This is a genomic window from Leucobacter sp. USHLN153 (assembly GCF_037145615.1).
In the GTDB taxonomy this organism is placed as follows: domain Bacteria; phylum Actinomycetota; class Actinomycetes; order Actinomycetales; family Microbacteriaceae; genus Leucobacter.
Genome location: NZ_JBBCXE010000001.1, coordinates 137,422 through 152,361, shown reverse-complemented (window position 1 = coordinate 152,361; position 14,940 = coordinate 137,422). Strand labels below are relative to the sequence as shown.

Genomic DNA, 14,940 nt, shown 5'->3' with positions numbered 1-14,940 from the left:
TCGCCAATGTCGGTGGTCGAACGTACCCTCTAATCATGGCCAGTAAAGCTTCGTCGCGCCAGAATTCGGGCAAGACCTCGACCCGCGCTTCCCGCGGTTCGGGCACCCGGGCGACGGCGAAAACGAAGGTGCTCGCGGAGCCGGTGCCGACCGAGGGCCTCCTCGTGCGGGCTTGGAACGGGCTCGGGCACGCGGTGGGAGCGGCAGCGCGCGCGTTCCGCGTGGAGCCGCTCGCTCCTGAAGACCGTCGCGATGGGGTGCCGTTGCTGCTCGTGCTGCTGGCGGTCGTGGGCGCGGTCATCGAGTGGTTTTTCATCGGGCAGCCTTTCGCTGTCGCGATGGACGCATGGTCGTTCGGCGGTCTCTTCGGCCGGGTCGCGTTCGGCATGCCGATCCTCATGGTCGGTTTCGCGCTCTGGTTGTTCAACCACCCTTCGAGCGTGCATGACAACCGGAGGATTGCGACGGGGCTCACTCTCGCGGTGCTCGCCTCGGCGGGTCTGTGCCACATCTACGGTGGCGCACCGAACCCCTGGGAGAACCCCGAGCAGCTGAGCGCCGCGGGCGGCGTGTTCGGCTGGCTCGTCGGCGGTGCGCTCGCGTACCTGACGCTCTGGGTTGCGGTTCCCGTGCTCTCCATCGTGATCCTGCTGTCTGTGCTCATCGTCACGAAGACACCGCCGTCGCGCATCGCGCGGCGGCTACGGGAGGCCTACGGGTTCCTGTTCGGCGTGAGCGCCGAGATGGAGCAACGCGAGGGCGCCGAGGCAGACACGCCGAAGCGGGGGCGGAAGCGCCGCGACGAGCAGGCCGACGGCGGGGGCGAAGCGCAGACCCTGTTCGACCTGGAGGAGCAGGAGGGTGACCCCGACTCGATGCCGTGGTGGCGGCGCAACTCCTCGGGGCGCGAGGAAGACCCCGCGTACGCAGGGGATCGCGATGGCCTGGACGACGTGCTCGGCGGCGCCCGGGAGGCCGCGGACCACGACGGCGCGTTCGAGAAGGCCCTCGAGCCGGACCCCGCGACCGATGTGTTCCCCTCCGACCTCTTCGGAGAGTTGGAGCAGGCCGAGGCGGCGGTGCAGGCCGCGGCCGCCGCACCTGCTTCGGGCCTCGGTGACGACTCGTGGGATGACTTCGCGGCATCGCCGGCGACGGCCACGGCGGCTGCGGAAGCCGCACCCGAAGCGGGTGACGCCGCGACTGCGCAGTTCGTCGTGGCTCCGCCGCACGAGCCGGGGCAGCAGGCGGCCTACCAGCTGCCCGACCAGCACGCGCTCGCGGCCGGCGACGCTCCGAAGACGCACACCGAGGCGAACGACCAGATCATGGCGGCGCTTGCCCGCGTGTTCGAGGAGTTCAAGGTCGACGCGCGCGTTACGGGCTTCTCGCGCGGCCCGACAGTGACGCAGTACGAGGTCGAGCTCGGCCCGGGCGTCAAGGTGGAAAAGGTCACCGCGCTCTCGAAGAACCTCTCCTACGCCGTCGCGTCGAACGAGGTGCGCATCCTCTCGCCGATCCCGGGCAAGAGCGCGATCGGCATCGAGATCCCGAACCAGGATCGGGAGAACGTCGCGCTCGGCGACGTGCTGCGCTCGAACAAGGCGCAGCGCAGCACGCACCCGATGACCATCGGCGTGGGCAAGGACGTCAAGGGCGGCTTCGTCGTCGCGAACCTCGCGAAGATGCCGCACCTCCTCGTGGCCGGCGCCACCGGCTCCGGTAAGTCGAGCTTCATCAATTCGATGATCACGAGCCTGCTGATGCGAGCGACACCCGCAGAGGTGCGCATGGTGCTCGTCGACCCGAAGCGAGTCGAGCTCACGGTGTACCAGGGTGTGCCGCACCTCATCACGCCCATCATCACGAACCCGAAGAAGGCTGCCGAAGCGCTGCAGTGGGTCGTGAAAGAGATGGACATGCGGTACGACGATCTCGCGAGCTTCGGTTTCCGTCACATCGATGACTTCAACGAAGCCGTGCGCTCGGGCGGAATCGTGCTCCCCGAGGGTAGCCAGCGCGTGCTGAAGCCCTACCCGTACCTGCTGGTGGTCGTGGACGAGCTCGCCGACCTCATGCTCGTCGCCCCGCGCGACGTCGAGGACTCGATCCAGCGCATCACGCAGCTCGCCCGTGCGGCCGGCATCCACCTCGTGCTCGCGACGCAGCGCCCCTCGGTCAACGTCGTCACCGGCGTCATCAAATCGAACGTGCCGAGCCGCTACGCCTTCGCCGTCGCGTCAGGCACCGACTCCCGAGTCATCCTCGACGAGGTCGGCGCCGAGCGCCTCATCGGCCAGGGCGACGGCCTGCTGCTGCTGAACGGCGAATCCACCCCGATGCGCGTGCAGGGCGCTTGGGTGGGGGAGGCCGAGATCGCGCAGGTCGTGGCTCACGTCAAGGCTCAGGCCCAGCCCGAATACCGAGCCGATGTCGCCCAGGTCGCTGAGAAGAAGGAGATCGACGAAGACATCGGTGACGATCTCGAGGTGCTGCTCGCGGCCATCGAGCTGGTGGTCTCGTCGCAATTCGGCTCGACCTCGATGCTGCAGCGCAAGCTCCGCGTGGGCTTCGCCAAGGCCGGTCGGCTCATGGACCTGATGGAGTCCCGCGACATCGTCGGCCCCTCCGAGGGTTCGAAGGCGCGAGACGTGCTCGTGAGCCCCGAGCAGCTCGGCGAGGTGATCGCTCGCATCAAGGGCGGCGGGTCGCAGACGCCCGCCTTTGAGGCGCCGCGGCAAGCTGCACCCGAGGGGAGCGCTCCGGTCGGTGGCGGCGCCGCAGTTGGCGCTGCAGCGATGGGCGCGGTCACTGGCGGTGGCGCTCCCGCACCGAGCGGGCACGGCGGCGGCTTTGAGGCCGAAGCCGAGACCGACGTGATCGATCCGCTCTCTGCAGACCTCGGTTACGGAGATTCTCGCTATGACGACCCTATTGCCCAGCACCAGGCCTCACTCGAAGAGGTCGAGGGCGATACTGACGAAGACGCCTGGCAACTCACCGGGCGAGACTAGGGAGCGCGCGGCCGTCTCCACGGCCCTCGTCTCCCCACAGACCGCCGAGGAGGCACTATGACTGACACGACCCAGGGCCGCGACCGCGGCTTGTCTCCCCGGTGGATGTGGAGCGTCACGGGTCTTATCGCGGTCCTCGTGCTCGGTGGTGCCGCGGCGGTAGTCGCCGTCGATGCGAACGTCAACGATCGCGGCGCGGTGCGGGACGTTGCGAAGCAGTACATCGCCGCCGTCGCCGAGGGCGACGCGGAAGCCGCGGAATTGCACTTCGCCGGCGCGAGCTCACTCGGTGAGGAGGGCGAGTCGATGCCCGGCGGTGGCGCGACCACGAAATTCACGGCTGACGCGCTCGCATCTGCCTCTCGAATCGAGGATGCGGAGTTCCGTTCGCTCGACATTGATTTCGAGGGTGGTCGTGCCGCCGGCGAAGTGAGTTACGAGCTGAACGGCGAGCGCTACTGGGAAGAGCTCAAGCTGCGCCAGGACGCGAACGAGCAGTGGAAGGTTGTCTCGGGGCTGCGGTACGCGGTGCCGCTCGTCGAAAGCGCGAACGGCGGGCTCGGGCTGCGAGGCATGGATGGTCCGTTCCCCGATGAATCCACAAGCATCGTGTTGTACACCGGCGCCTATACCTTCGTTTCGCACAACGAACTCTTCAGGACGGTCGACGACGCTGAATTTGTGCTCACAACGCCGTACGACTCGATCATCGCCTCAGACTGGTTGCTGCCGGGTCCGGGCTTCGCAGAGGCGGTGCAAGACCAAATTGCCCGGTCGTTTTCATCCTGCGCGGAAGAGCGGCTCGTGGCCGAGCTGTGGGAGTGCGGCATCGACGCGCCCCCACCGAGCGATCGATTCGCGACGTCGGCGGTCGTCGCCGCAGATGTGGAGATGATCCGCGCGCCCGAAGCGTATCTGGATGAGTACAGCCCGACTTGGGCCCCCCTCGATGAACTCGGCGAGTTCGTCATCACCTACACGGGCAAGGACTCCACAGGGAAGAAAGTCCAGGAAGTGCAGCGAGCGACAGCCCGCGCGGGAGACATCGCGATCCGCGCGACCGATGACGGCATCGAGGTGGAGATCACGAACTACTAGGCTGCTCGTATGACCGGCACCGAGCCGCCCGCTGTGGCGCCCAGCAATTGGAACGCTCCCAACATCATCACCGCGGCGCGAATCATCGCGACGCCGTTCTTTCTCTGGATGCTGCTCGCCGACGGCGGCGCGGATGGCCCATGGCGCTGGGCCTCCGCCGCGTTCTTCGTGCTCGCGATCGCGACCGACGCGTGGGACGGCTACCTCGCGCGATCCCGCGGCCTGATCACCGATCTCGGCAAGTTGCTCGATCCGATCGCCGACAAGTTCCTGACCGGCGCAGCGCTCATCGGTCTGTCGATTCTGCTCGAGCTGCCCTGGTGGGTCACGGTGCTCATTCTGGTGCGAGAGGTCGGGATCACGATCCACCGCCTCGTCGTTGTGAACAACGTGGTGCTCGCTGCCGCCTGGACGGGCAAGCTCAAGACGGTGGCGCAGTCCGTCGCGATCACGCTTGCGCTGCTGCCGCTCGCGCATGCGTTTCCCGCGGCCGCTCCCGTGTTCGAGTGGATCAACATCATCACGATGTCGATCGCGTTCGTGCTGACGATGGTCAGCGGGATCGACTACGTGGTCGCCTACATGCGCTCGCAGCGTCCGCGGAGCACGCCTGGAGTGCGTTCATGACGGCTGATGTCGTTGCTGCCGCCGTGATCGAGCGGGCGGCGCGGCTCGGGGTGCGGATCGCTGCCGCGGAATCGCTGACCGGCGGGCTCGTGGCGGATGCTCTGGTCTCGGTTCCGGGAGCATCGCGTGTCTTCTCGGGCGGTGTCGTCGCGTACGACACGGCGCTGAAACACTCGGTGCTCGGCGTGGACGCCGAGCTGCTGCAGGCAAAGGGGCCGGTCGACGCGCAGGTCGCCGAGCAGATGGCTGCCGGTGTGCGGGCCGTGTGCGCGGTGCCGCGCGGCGACCGCGATCCTGCCCCCGCTGAAATAGGCATTGCGACGACGGGCGTCGCCGGCCCGGACCCCGATCCGCAGACGGGGCAGCCCGCCGGAACCGTATGGATCGCCGCGAGCTGGCCGGGAGGGTCGCGGAGCGAGCGCCTGGCGTTGGTGGGGGATCGCGCTGCCATTCGTGAGGGCACGGTGGCTGCCCTGCTTGCGTTGCTCTCTGAGGTGCTCGATGTCATGGAGCGCGGCGGACCGGTGTAGGGCGGGCCGACACGGGGTGCCATAGGGCTTCTGTACGCACCCGGGCTGTTCCGTCTGTGTATTTGCTGAACCTGAGCCGGACCGACTCAGGTTTTGGAAGTTTCCAGGAATACGGCCGCTATGCTCGTGGTTGTTCACAGTACGCCGATGAATTCAGACGGCGTTCTCGCAGCGACAAGCCCGTCGTGCAGCGGGTATGGTGGAGGCACGACTCGGGTTGTGCACGTGAAGGAGGGTTCACATGGTGCTGATGCGTCAAGAGATCGGCGATGTGCTGCGTGACTTCCGTCAGCAAAAGGGTCGCACGCTTCGGCAGGTCGCGGGGGAGGCGAGCGTTGCGCTCGGGTACCTCAGCGAGGTCGAGCGGGGCCAGAAGGAAGCTTCGAGCGAGATTCTTGCGGCGGTGGCGGACGCACTCGATACGCCGCTGTCGGTGATTATGGGTGAGGTCAGCGAACGGCTCGCCGTCGTCGAGGGGCTCGCGCTCCCGATGGGCAACCGGGTTCCCGATACGGTTCCCGCGGAACTGGTCTCCGGTTACTCGCCGCAGCTCGTTTCCTAAGACGTCACTCGCTGCGATGTCGCGCGCTCGCGGTGTATCGTTCAGAACGCCCGCTCCGGGTTCGGGGTGGGCGTTCTGCTGTGCTCAGCGTGTTTATGGCGTCGCGGCCAATCGGGCCGTATTGCCTGAGTGTTGTTGACTGAAGAGGAGGCGTGTCGTGAAGATGAGCGAGTTCCGGCGCGCGTGCGTCGCTGAGTTCGGGGCGGATTACGCACCCGTGCTGCTGCGGGACCACTGGTTGTCGGTGCTGGATGGCACGCCGAATGAGGCGATCGAGCGTGGAACTCCGCCGCGCGAGGTGTGGGACGCACTCTGCGCCGACCTCAATGTTCCGGTGGAGCGCCGCCACGGCCGCGGCCTCCCCGATCCGCGCCGCTAGCGCCGCGCGACTGCCGCATGGCTCGATAGGAGTCTGCAACTGCGGGGACCTCTTGCACAGCGTCACGCGCGAGCAGTGGAGGTGTGCTACTCAATCCGCGCTTTCTTTGTGCTGCAATTTTTCGCGTGGGCAGCGTAAGGCGCGATCACCCACGCTGACCCGGCCTGAGTTTCTCTGACTCTATATAGCGGAAGAGTGCCGTCCTTCTCGAGGGCGCACCGCGTGTATTTGAGTATTCAAGAGGTGAGTCATGGCGTTGACCAATCGTGTCTGGTCGAAGCGTGCGCGACGAAATTCAGCTGTGCTGACTGCGGCGTCTGGTGACCATTCTCGGGGGGGGGGGGGGGCTTAACTGCTCCTCTAGTTCGCCGTACTGCTCAACGAACTGAAGCTGCCCGACGCGCTCTCGCGGGTGCGCTCGCTGTCATTGTCGCCAGCGGGACGCTGCTGCTCGCGAACCCTGCGCCGGAAGCTTCGTTTGCAGCACCGATCGAAACGCCGACGACTGAAACTTCGGACTCCGTGGCGATGGATTCCGACTTGCCTGAGGAGCTTCCCGGGGTGGACGGTGAGGCGAGCCTAGAACTAGCCCAGGGTGGAGCCGAAGAAAAAGCAGCAGGTTCTGGGGGTGAACGTGCTGAGGAACCGCAATCGCTGGGGAGCTTGTCTTCGGGATCGCGGCCGAGTGTTGCAAAAGCACCTCCGGCCGGGGGTCTGGGTGGCGGTTATGCCACGTCGGGCACGGGAGCATACGCGGACACCATCTTTTGGTTGGATATGACTGAATATGATGATGAGCAGGCCAGATCACTCTCGGGTCAGGACATGTCTGCCAGACTTCCCGGTGGATACACACTGACGTTCAACATCACAAACAGGCCAGAGGGTGAGAGTCCGCAGGCGGCGGTCTTTGCTCAAAGCATGCCGGTATCGCCTAGTAGCGGCAGACCGGGAATCGTCGGAGAGTCTGTCTACCTCGACATTCCTGGGAAACCTGCGCTGGTCTTACAAGCTACCGCTACTACGAACTTGTTAACCTTGAGAGATCTCGTGGTGCGAGACGGATCTGATCGCCTCGTAAGCGGTTTCGCCATCGTCGGGCTTGATGCTGAAACTACTCATTCGAGCAGCGGAGAGACAATCGGTTGGGCGTCCGACGTCCCGCTAGACGTCCTTGATCGCGGTCTTCACTCTCCAGCGGACGATTTGTTCGGATGTGCTGATCCGTTACCGGGAGAGGGCGGGACCGCCGTGACGTGCGATGGCGTGCCGGGTGAGAACGGGCTCACGGTCGCCACAATAATCAGCGCGAAGAATCCGACGCACTTTACGCAGAGAGTGACTTTGAGTCGGAAGGGTGCCTCAAAGCAAGGAATGGCGTTCGGAGTTTTGACCTCGAAAGTGCGGCTGAGTAAGCAAGTCGATTCGCGCGCGAATCCCGATGACTCTTTTCTCGTGCGTGCAATGAGTGACTCATATGAAATTTCTTCCGCGTCGACGGGTAGCGCCAATAGTGCGTCGACGGATGAGGTCGTTGTTCTCTCGAATAGCCGTGTCGCACTCGCGGAGATAGGGGAGGGCGCGACGGACCTTCGTCGATACCGGAAGACATGGGGGTGCGCCGTGAATGGTGATCCCGCTCCTGAGCTAGTGCCCGAGGACGATGCGACATCGCTTGTGATCGAACCTGGAACGCTGGCTCCCGGCAGCTTCATCGATTGCACTGTTACGAACACGCCCGTTTTGCCAGCAAATCTCGACGTATCAAAGACTTCGACGTACGACCAGAAGACCGGGGTCATTAATTACACAATCAATCTCCGTAACAGCGGCCCGGGAAACCTGTACAGCGAGAATGCCATGATGGCGCTCGACACGGTTAAGGGCGTGCTGGACGATGCCACTTACCAGGGCGACTTTGCGCTTCAGACGAGCAACTCGGCGGTCGCCTGGGCGGAGGTTGGTGCGGCACCGAACCTCGCATTCCGACTGCTATTGAAAGACAACGGAGTGTTCGGGCCCGGCGAGACCGTGACCGCGACGTACTCAGTCAAGGTCAACAATCCAGCGACGGGTGACGGGTCCCTTCTCAATCACGTGACCGCCGCGCGTCCCGATCCGAACTACCCCTCGGGTAAAACGTTCCTCACGGGGTGTGACGGTAAAGAACTGCTGATGAGCGCAACCTTGAACTCGCCGGACTGGGATGCGTGTTCCTGGACGACCGATCTCGTTCCGGTGCTCTCGATCGAGAAGTCCGTCGACAAGACGGAGCTCTTCGGCCTGAACGATGTCGCGACGTACAAGGTGAAGGTCACTAACCACGGCCCCGGCGTGCTGAACGGCTTCAACTTCGGTGGCACGAACGGCGTCAACCCGGTCATGATGGACAATCTGTCGAAGGTGATCGATGACGCGCAGCTCGTATGGACGGACACCACGGGGACCATCCCGGGGAATCGCTTTTACGAGGATGCGGGCAAGCTCTACTGGCACGGCACACTCGCCGTCGGGGAGACCCGCACCCTGAGCTATCAGGCGAAAGTCGTGAAGGACAAGGTCAAGGACTACGAGCTGAACAACACGGCCTGTCTCGCGGACAACATCGTGCTCGCGAAAGATGCCGACCGGTGTTCGTCGGTGGATATCACCCGCGCGGGCCTCGCGATGTCGAAGACCGTCGATCCGGCATCGCGGCTCGAGGTTACGTGGGATCAAGTCGTGACATACACGCTGAGTTTCCATAACCCGGGTAAGGCTCCCGCGAAGGTCGACACGATCGACATCCTTGACGGCGTGTTGGATGATGCGGTCGTGAACTACGACTGGGTGGTGAAGGACGGCACCATCACCGTCACCCCCGACATCACCGGCGAAACCGGAAAGCTGACCCTGACGGGCACCGTCCCCGCAGGAAACACCGCAACAGTCACCTACACCGCGACGGTGAAGTCGATGAACGAGCCCAAGGGTGACTTCGAGATGGTGAACGTGCTCCTTGCATCCCCTGACGTAGAACCGACGTGCGGTGAGCCGGGCGTGTTCTGTGTGCTGAACCCGCTCCCGCACCCGGTATTCATTCCGCACCTCCCGTTCACGGGAACGGACGGCCTGATGCGGCTCCTCGTGCTCGGTGGTGGAGTCGTGGTGGTGCTCCTCGTTGTTGCCCGCCGCCTGACCAAGCGCGCCGGGTAGTCCCCGGCCGGTAAGTTCCTCGGGGCTCTCGACACGCTAGGAGAGACCCCGAGGATCCACTCCGAAGTCGTGATGCCTCGAATAGAGGCAGTGCGAGTACGGCGTGGCGGTACAGCAGGGCCACCGGACATGGTGCGCTGCTGTGAGGGTGCGAGTACTCGCTCCCGGAATATGGTGCCCTGGGGTTTTCGACACGCTGAAGAGAGCCCCGGGGCACCTCATTTTCTCCCTAGAGGCGCTAATGAGTGTCGCGCCGGTCGGTTTGCCGTAGTCGTGGGCGGCGCTCTCAGTGGGTCCGAGAGGCGGCTCTGCCACAAGCCTGAGCATTTGCGCAGCTGAGGCGGCGTAGGTGTAGGCGCGGTACCAGCGTCACAGGTGTGCGGGATTCTGGGACCCGCCCAGGACACGCCGCGCCGATATTCGAATGTGTGTTCGAACGGTGTTAGATTGCTGCACAGGTGATCCGATTGCACTCTTATCCCCAGGTGCGGCCTCCACGATCATGAATGTCGGTGGTCGAATCTAGTGTGAAGAGCACACGGCACCTACGCCTTGTCTGCCCCACCCCGGGGTCGAGACAGAATGCAGGCACCCACACCCAGCGGCTCGCCGCGCAGACGAACAGGAGCAGCTCATGGCAGCAGCGAAAGACCGCGAAAAGGCGCTCGAAGCCGCCCTCGCACAGATCGACAAGAACTTCGGCAAAGGTGCAATCATGCGCATGGGCAGCCAGGAGCGAGCCCCGGTCGAGGTGATTCCTACGGGCTCGGTCGCGCTCGATGTTGCGCTGGGTATCGGAGGGTTGCCTCGGGGGCGAATCGTCGAGATTTACGGGCCGGAGTCTTCGGGTAAGACGACGCTCACGCTGCACGCCATCGCGAACGCGCAGCGCGCGGGTGGCATCGCCGCGTTCATCGACGCGGAGCACGCGCTCGACCCGGAGTACGCGCAGAAGCTCGGTGTCGACATCGATGCCCTCCTCGTCGCACAGCCAGACACGGGCGAGCAGGCGCTCGAGATCGCCGACATGCTGATCCGCTCGGGCTCTGTCGACCTGGTAGTCATCGACTCGGTCGCCGCCCTGGTGCCGAAGGCCGAGATCGACGGCGAGATGGGCGATAGCCACGTGGGTCTGCAGGCGCGACTCATGTCGCAGGCTCTGCGAAAGATCACCGGCAGCCTCAATGCAACGAAGACCACGGCGATCTTCATTAACCAGCTCCGTGAAAAGGTCGGCGTGTTCTTCGGTAGCCCGGAGACGACGTCGGGTGGCAAGGCGCTGAAGTTCTACGCGTCGGTTCGACTCGACATCCGTCGCATTCAGACTCTGAAGGACGGCACGGATGCGGTGGGCAACCGCACCCGCGTGAAGGTCGTCAAGAACAAGATGGCGCCGCCGTTCAAGCAGGCCGAGTTCGACATCCTCTACGGCATCGGCATTTCGCGCGAGGGTTCGCTCATCGACTACGGCGTGGAACAAGGGCTCATCAAGAAGAGCGGCGCTTGGTTCACCTACGAGGGCGATCAGCTCGGCCAGGGCATGGAGAACGCCCGTCGCTTCCTCATCAACCATCCCGATGTCGCGCTCGAGATTGAGGAGAAGATCCTCACCAAGCTTGGCGTGAACGGCCGCAAGGAGGAGGAAGCTCCTGCTGCCGCCGACGTGAGTAAGACGGCTCCGGCGAAGGAAGCTCCGAGCAAGGCGACGTCGGCCAAGGCGGCGCCGAGCGCGTCGGGCATTGAAGCGCCGCAGCGGGCGAGCGCCTAAGCATGGCGGTTCGGTTCGGGCCCCCACGCGACGACGAGCCTCGTTCGCGCGGGGAGTCACGAGCTGATCTCGCTGAGGTCATCGAGTTCCGCAGTCGGCTGCACCGGCAAGAAGTGGAGCCGGAAGGGGCGGAGAAAGCCCCCGAAGATCCCGCGCGGTCGGCGTCCGTGAACGACCGCGCTGCTGGTGAAGACGGGCGGGTTCGGGAGGCCGACGTCCCTGAGGAAACAGGTGCACGATCGACGGTCGTCGCTCCCGCACCTTTCGGGCGGCCGGTCGTGCTCGCTGATTTTGCTGCTGAGCGCGGGGCGCCCGAAGCTGCGCAAGTCGTCGAACCGGACGACCTCGACGCATCGGAGAATCCCGGTGATCGAGATTCAGTGGTCGAGCTCGGCGAGCCCGAGGAGAGCGACCTGCCTACGCTGCGAGTACCGAGCGCGAACACATCGCATTGGCTCGGGACTTCTCAAGAGCCTCAGGAGGTCGGCAGAAGCGATGTAGGTGCAGAGACAGTCATGCACGTCGATACGGAGGCAGAATCCGAGGAAGCTGAGACCGGCCGTACGGCGCAAGAAGACGGTGTGCGCATGCTCGGTCGGAGAGCGCGATCGAGCGGTGAATTACGCGATGAACTCTCGCAGCTCGGGCACGGCATCGACGCGGTCGAGACGGTCATCGACGAATTCACGCGGAGTCTCTACCTCGACGACCTCGGGCTCGCGCGGGCGCTGACGGAAAAACTTCGTGATGCGAAGGGCGCCAGTCGGTCGCAGATTCGCGTGAAGCTACGTGGGCGAAAGCTTCCGGATGACGTGATCGAGACCGCTCTTGGTGAGCTCGACACCGACGAGGAATTCGAGCTCATGTGGCAGACCGCCCAGCAGCGCGCGGCCAAGCTCGGCGGACTTGATCGTCAGGTTGCCGAGCGGCGGCTGCTCGGCTTCCTCGCGCGGCGCGGCTGGTCGGGAGAACCCGCTGTCCGGGCCGCACGAGAGGCCCTCGACGGCGGCGGTCGCGGCGGTCGGGGCGGTTCATCGAGTGTGCGATTTCAATAGAACGCGGTTCGGTGTAAACGTGGCCGCTGCGGCCACGAGGCGGCCTCACTGCCGCCGCAGCCGCGTCCCGGCCGACGGTTCGCCGCGGGTAGAATTGCACCCATGAGTCTCACCGCTGTTGCACCTCCCGAGATCGCTCCATCACCCGCCGCGCTGCGTCAGGACGGCTCTCCTCGGAGCTTCACGGTGCGCACGCTCGGCTGCCAGATGAACGTGCACGACTCAGAGCGTCTTTCCGGTTCGCTCGAAGCCGCGGGCTACGTCGCCGCCGATGACGCCGACGCCGCTGACGTGGTCGTCATTAACACCTGCGCGGTTCGGGAGAATGCCGCGAACAAGCTCTACGGCAACCTCGGCCAACTCGCGAACGTCAAGCGCGAACGAGAGGGCATGCAGATCGCGGTGGGTGGCTGCCTCGCGCAGAAGGACCAGGGCGTGATCGTCGAGAAGGCGCCCTGGGTTGACGTCGTCTTCGGCACGCACAACATGGGCTCGCTCCCAGCGCTGCTCGAGCGTGCCCGTCACAACTCCGAAGCGCAGGTCGAAATCCTTGAAGCGCTCGAGGTGTTCCCCTCCACCCTGCCGACGAAGCGCGATTCCGCGTCGAGTGGCTGGGTGTCGATCTCCGTCGGCTGCAACAACACCTGCACCTTCTGCATTGTGCCGTCGCTCCGCGGCAAAGAGAAGGACCGGCGCCCCGGCGACATCCTCGCTGAGGTGCAGGCGCTCGTCGACGACGGCGCCATCGAGGTCACCCTGCTCGGGCAGAACGTCAACACCTATGGTGTCGAGTTCGGCGACCGCCAGGCATTCGGCAAACTGCTTCGCGCGATGGGCGACATCGAGGGACTCGAGCGCGTCCGCTTCACCAGCCCCCACCCGGCTGCGTTCACGCAGGACGTCATCGATGCGATGGCGGAAACGCACAACGTCATGCCCGTGCTGCACATGCCGCTGCAGTCCGGCTCCGACACCGTGCTCAAGGCCATGCGCCGCTCGTACCGCTCCAAGAAGTTCCTCGGCATCCTCGACGCGGTGCGGGAGAGCATCCCGAACGCCGCGATCACGACCGACATTATCGTGGGCTTCCCGGGTGAGACCGACGCCGATTTCGAAGACACGATGCGCGTCGTCGAGCAGTCACGCTTCTCGAGCGCCTTCACGTTCCAGTACTCGATCCGCCCGGGTACGCCCGCCGCGGAAATGGAGGGGCAACTGCCGAAGGCGGTCGTGCAGGAGCGCTACGAGCGCCTCCTCGCGCTGCAAGAGCGGATCTCTCTCGAAGAGAACCAGGCGCAGATTGGGCGCACCGTCGAGGTGCTCGTCTCGGCCGGCGAGGGCAAGAAGGACGCCGCGACGCGACGCTTCTCCGGCCGCGCCGCAGACAACCGTCTCGTGCACTTCGCGCTCCCGGAGGGCGCGGACGAGCCCCGTCCCGGAGACATGGTCACCGTCGACGTCACTGCGGCCGCACCCCACTTCCTCATCGCCGATTCTGCAGTCGCTGTCGGCGATCGTGCACCCGGCACCTTCGCGATCCGCCGCACCCGGGCGGGTGACGCGTGGGACCGCCGCCAGGCCGACAGCTGCGGCGTTCCGGCGCCGGCCGCATCAGGCGACACGGCGCCTCGAGCGGTGAGCCTGGGGCTTCCCGCGATCCGCACCCGGTAATGGCGGATCGCGAGGCGCCCGCCGCCCCAGCGCTCTGGGCGGTGGTGGGAGCCACTGGCACGGGCAAGTCGGCGCTGTCACTCGACCTCGCCGAGCGGCTTGAAGCTGCGGGCCGCCGAGCGGAGATCGTGAATGCCGACGCCATGCAGCTCTATCGAGGCATGGACATCGGCACGGCGAAGCTGCCACCCGGTGAGCGTCGCGGGATTCCGCACCACCTCTTCGACGCGCTCGAACCCGACGAGGAGGGCAGCGTCGCCTGGTACCAGCCGATCGCGCGGCAGGTGATCGCGGAGATCCACGCACGAGGGGCCGACGCCATTCTCGTGGGCGGATCCGGTCTCTACGTGTCGAGCGTCATCTTCGACTTCCAGTTTCCGCCGAGGGACGACGCGTTGCGCGCTGAGCTCGAGGTTGAGGCAGATCGCGAGGGCGTCGCCCCGCTGCTCGAGCGGTTGCGCGAGCTCGCGCCCGACGTTGCAGACGCGGTCGATGATCGGAACCCCCGCCGGGTCGTGCGGGCGCTCGAGGTGGCGCTGCTCGGCGGAGACGCTCGGGTGACGCTCCCGGACGCGCCGACGCTCTGGCACGGAGTGGACCAGGGCGGTACGCGGATCGTCGGTGTGCGGTGCGAGCGTCCCGTGCTGGTCGAGCGACTCGACCGGCGCGTCGAGCAGATGTGGCGCGACGGTATCGTCGACGAGGTGCGCGCGTTGCTTCCGCGGGGAATCGAGCGGGGGAAAACGGCGAGCCGCGCGATCGGGTACGCGCAGGCCCTGGCGGAGCTTCGGGGCGACATGAGCGCCGATGAGGCGATCGCGGAGACGCAGGCCCTGACGCGACGGTACGCCCGTCGTCAGGTGAGCTGGTTCAAACGCTATCCGGGCGTGCAATGGCTTGATGCGCTGGAAGTCGACGCCGTCGCACTCTGAGCCCGAGCCTGCGGTCGCCGGCGATCCGCCACCGCGGCCCACCCGCCGCATCTCGCGGCAGCCTACTCGGGCCACCACCGCATCCCGCCGCAACCCGTAGATCCTCACC

11 protein-coding genes are annotated in these 14,940 nt (G+C 65.5%); all 11 read left to right on the top strand.

Annotated features, from left to right (window positions below):
* The first annotated feature begins 35 nt into the window (after positions 1–35).
* Positions 36–3,014, top strand: a complete 2,979-nt coding sequence (locus WFH00_RS00665) for an FtsK/SpoIIIE family DNA translocase (protein WP_336658610.1) — start codon at positions 36–38, stop codon at positions 3,012–3,014.
* A gap of 57 nt (positions 3,015–3,071) precedes the next feature.
* On the top strand, positions 3,072–4,112 hold the full coding sequence (locus WFH00_RS00660) for a nuclear transport factor 2 family protein (RefSeq protein WP_336658608.1): 1,041 nt from the start codon (positions 3,072–3,074) through the stop codon (positions 4,110–4,112).
* 9 nt (positions 4,113–4,121) lie between these two features.
* The gene (gene pgsA / locus WFH00_RS00655; RefSeq protein WP_336658606.1) at positions 4,122–4,739 is read left to right on the top strand and encodes a CDP-diacylglycerol--glycerol-3-phosphate 3-phosphatidyltransferase; all 618 of its coding nucleotides are present in this window, start codon (positions 4,122–4,124) and stop codon (positions 4,737–4,739) included.
* The gene (locus WFH00_RS00650; protein ID WP_336658604.1) at positions 4,736–5,269 is read left to right on the top strand and encodes a CinA family protein; all 534 of its coding nucleotides are present in this window, start codon (positions 4,736–4,738) and stop codon (positions 5,267–5,269) included. Before pgsA ends, WFH00_RS00650 begins: the two co-directional genes overlap by 4 nt.
* Before the next feature lie 241 nt (positions 5,270–5,510).
* Positions 5,511–5,831, top strand: a complete 321-nt coding sequence (locus WFH00_RS00645) for a helix-turn-helix domain-containing protein (RefSeq protein WP_336658603.1) — start codon at positions 5,511–5,513, stop codon at positions 5,829–5,831.
* Between the two features lie 163 nt (positions 5,832–5,994).
* Entirely contained in the window at positions 5,995–6,210 is a 216-nt protein-coding gene (locus WFH00_RS00640) for a DUF3046 domain-containing protein (RefSeq protein WP_442918770.1), read from the top strand.
* A 528-nt stretch (positions 6,211–6,738) separates the two neighbouring features.
* The gene (locus WFH00_RS11890) at positions 6,739–9,405 is read left to right on the top strand and encodes a DUF7927 domain-containing protein (RefSeq protein ID WP_442918759.1); all 2,667 of its coding nucleotides are present in this window, start codon (positions 6,739–6,741) and stop codon (positions 9,403–9,405) included.
* A gap of 634 nt (positions 9,406–10,039) precedes the next feature.
* On the top strand, positions 10,040–11,173 hold the full coding sequence (recA, locus tag WFH00_RS00630) for a recombinase RecA (RefSeq protein ID WP_336658599.1): 1,134 nt from the start codon (positions 10,040–10,042) through the stop codon (positions 11,171–11,173).
* Between the two features lie 515 nt (positions 11,174–11,688).
* On the top strand, positions 11,689–12,228 hold the full coding sequence (locus WFH00_RS00625; RefSeq protein ID WP_336658598.1) for a regulatory protein RecX: 540 nt from the start codon (positions 11,689–11,691) through the stop codon (positions 12,226–12,228).
* Positions 12,229–12,330: 102 nt separating this feature from the next.
* Positions 12,331–13,899 (top strand): tRNA (N6-isopentenyl adenosine(37)-C2)-methylthiotransferase MiaB, encoded by a 1,569-nt coding sequence (gene miaB / locus WFH00_RS00620; protein ID WP_336658597.1) that lies wholly within the window; start codon positions 12,331–12,333, stop codon positions 13,897–13,899.
* Positions 13,899–14,831, top strand: a complete 933-nt coding sequence (miaA, locus tag WFH00_RS00615; protein WP_336658596.1) for a tRNA (adenosine(37)-N6)-dimethylallyltransferase MiaA — start codon at positions 13,899–13,901, stop codon at positions 14,829–14,831. Before miaB ends, miaA begins: the two co-directional genes overlap by 1 nt.
* Positions 14,832–14,940: the final 109 nt, after the last annotated feature.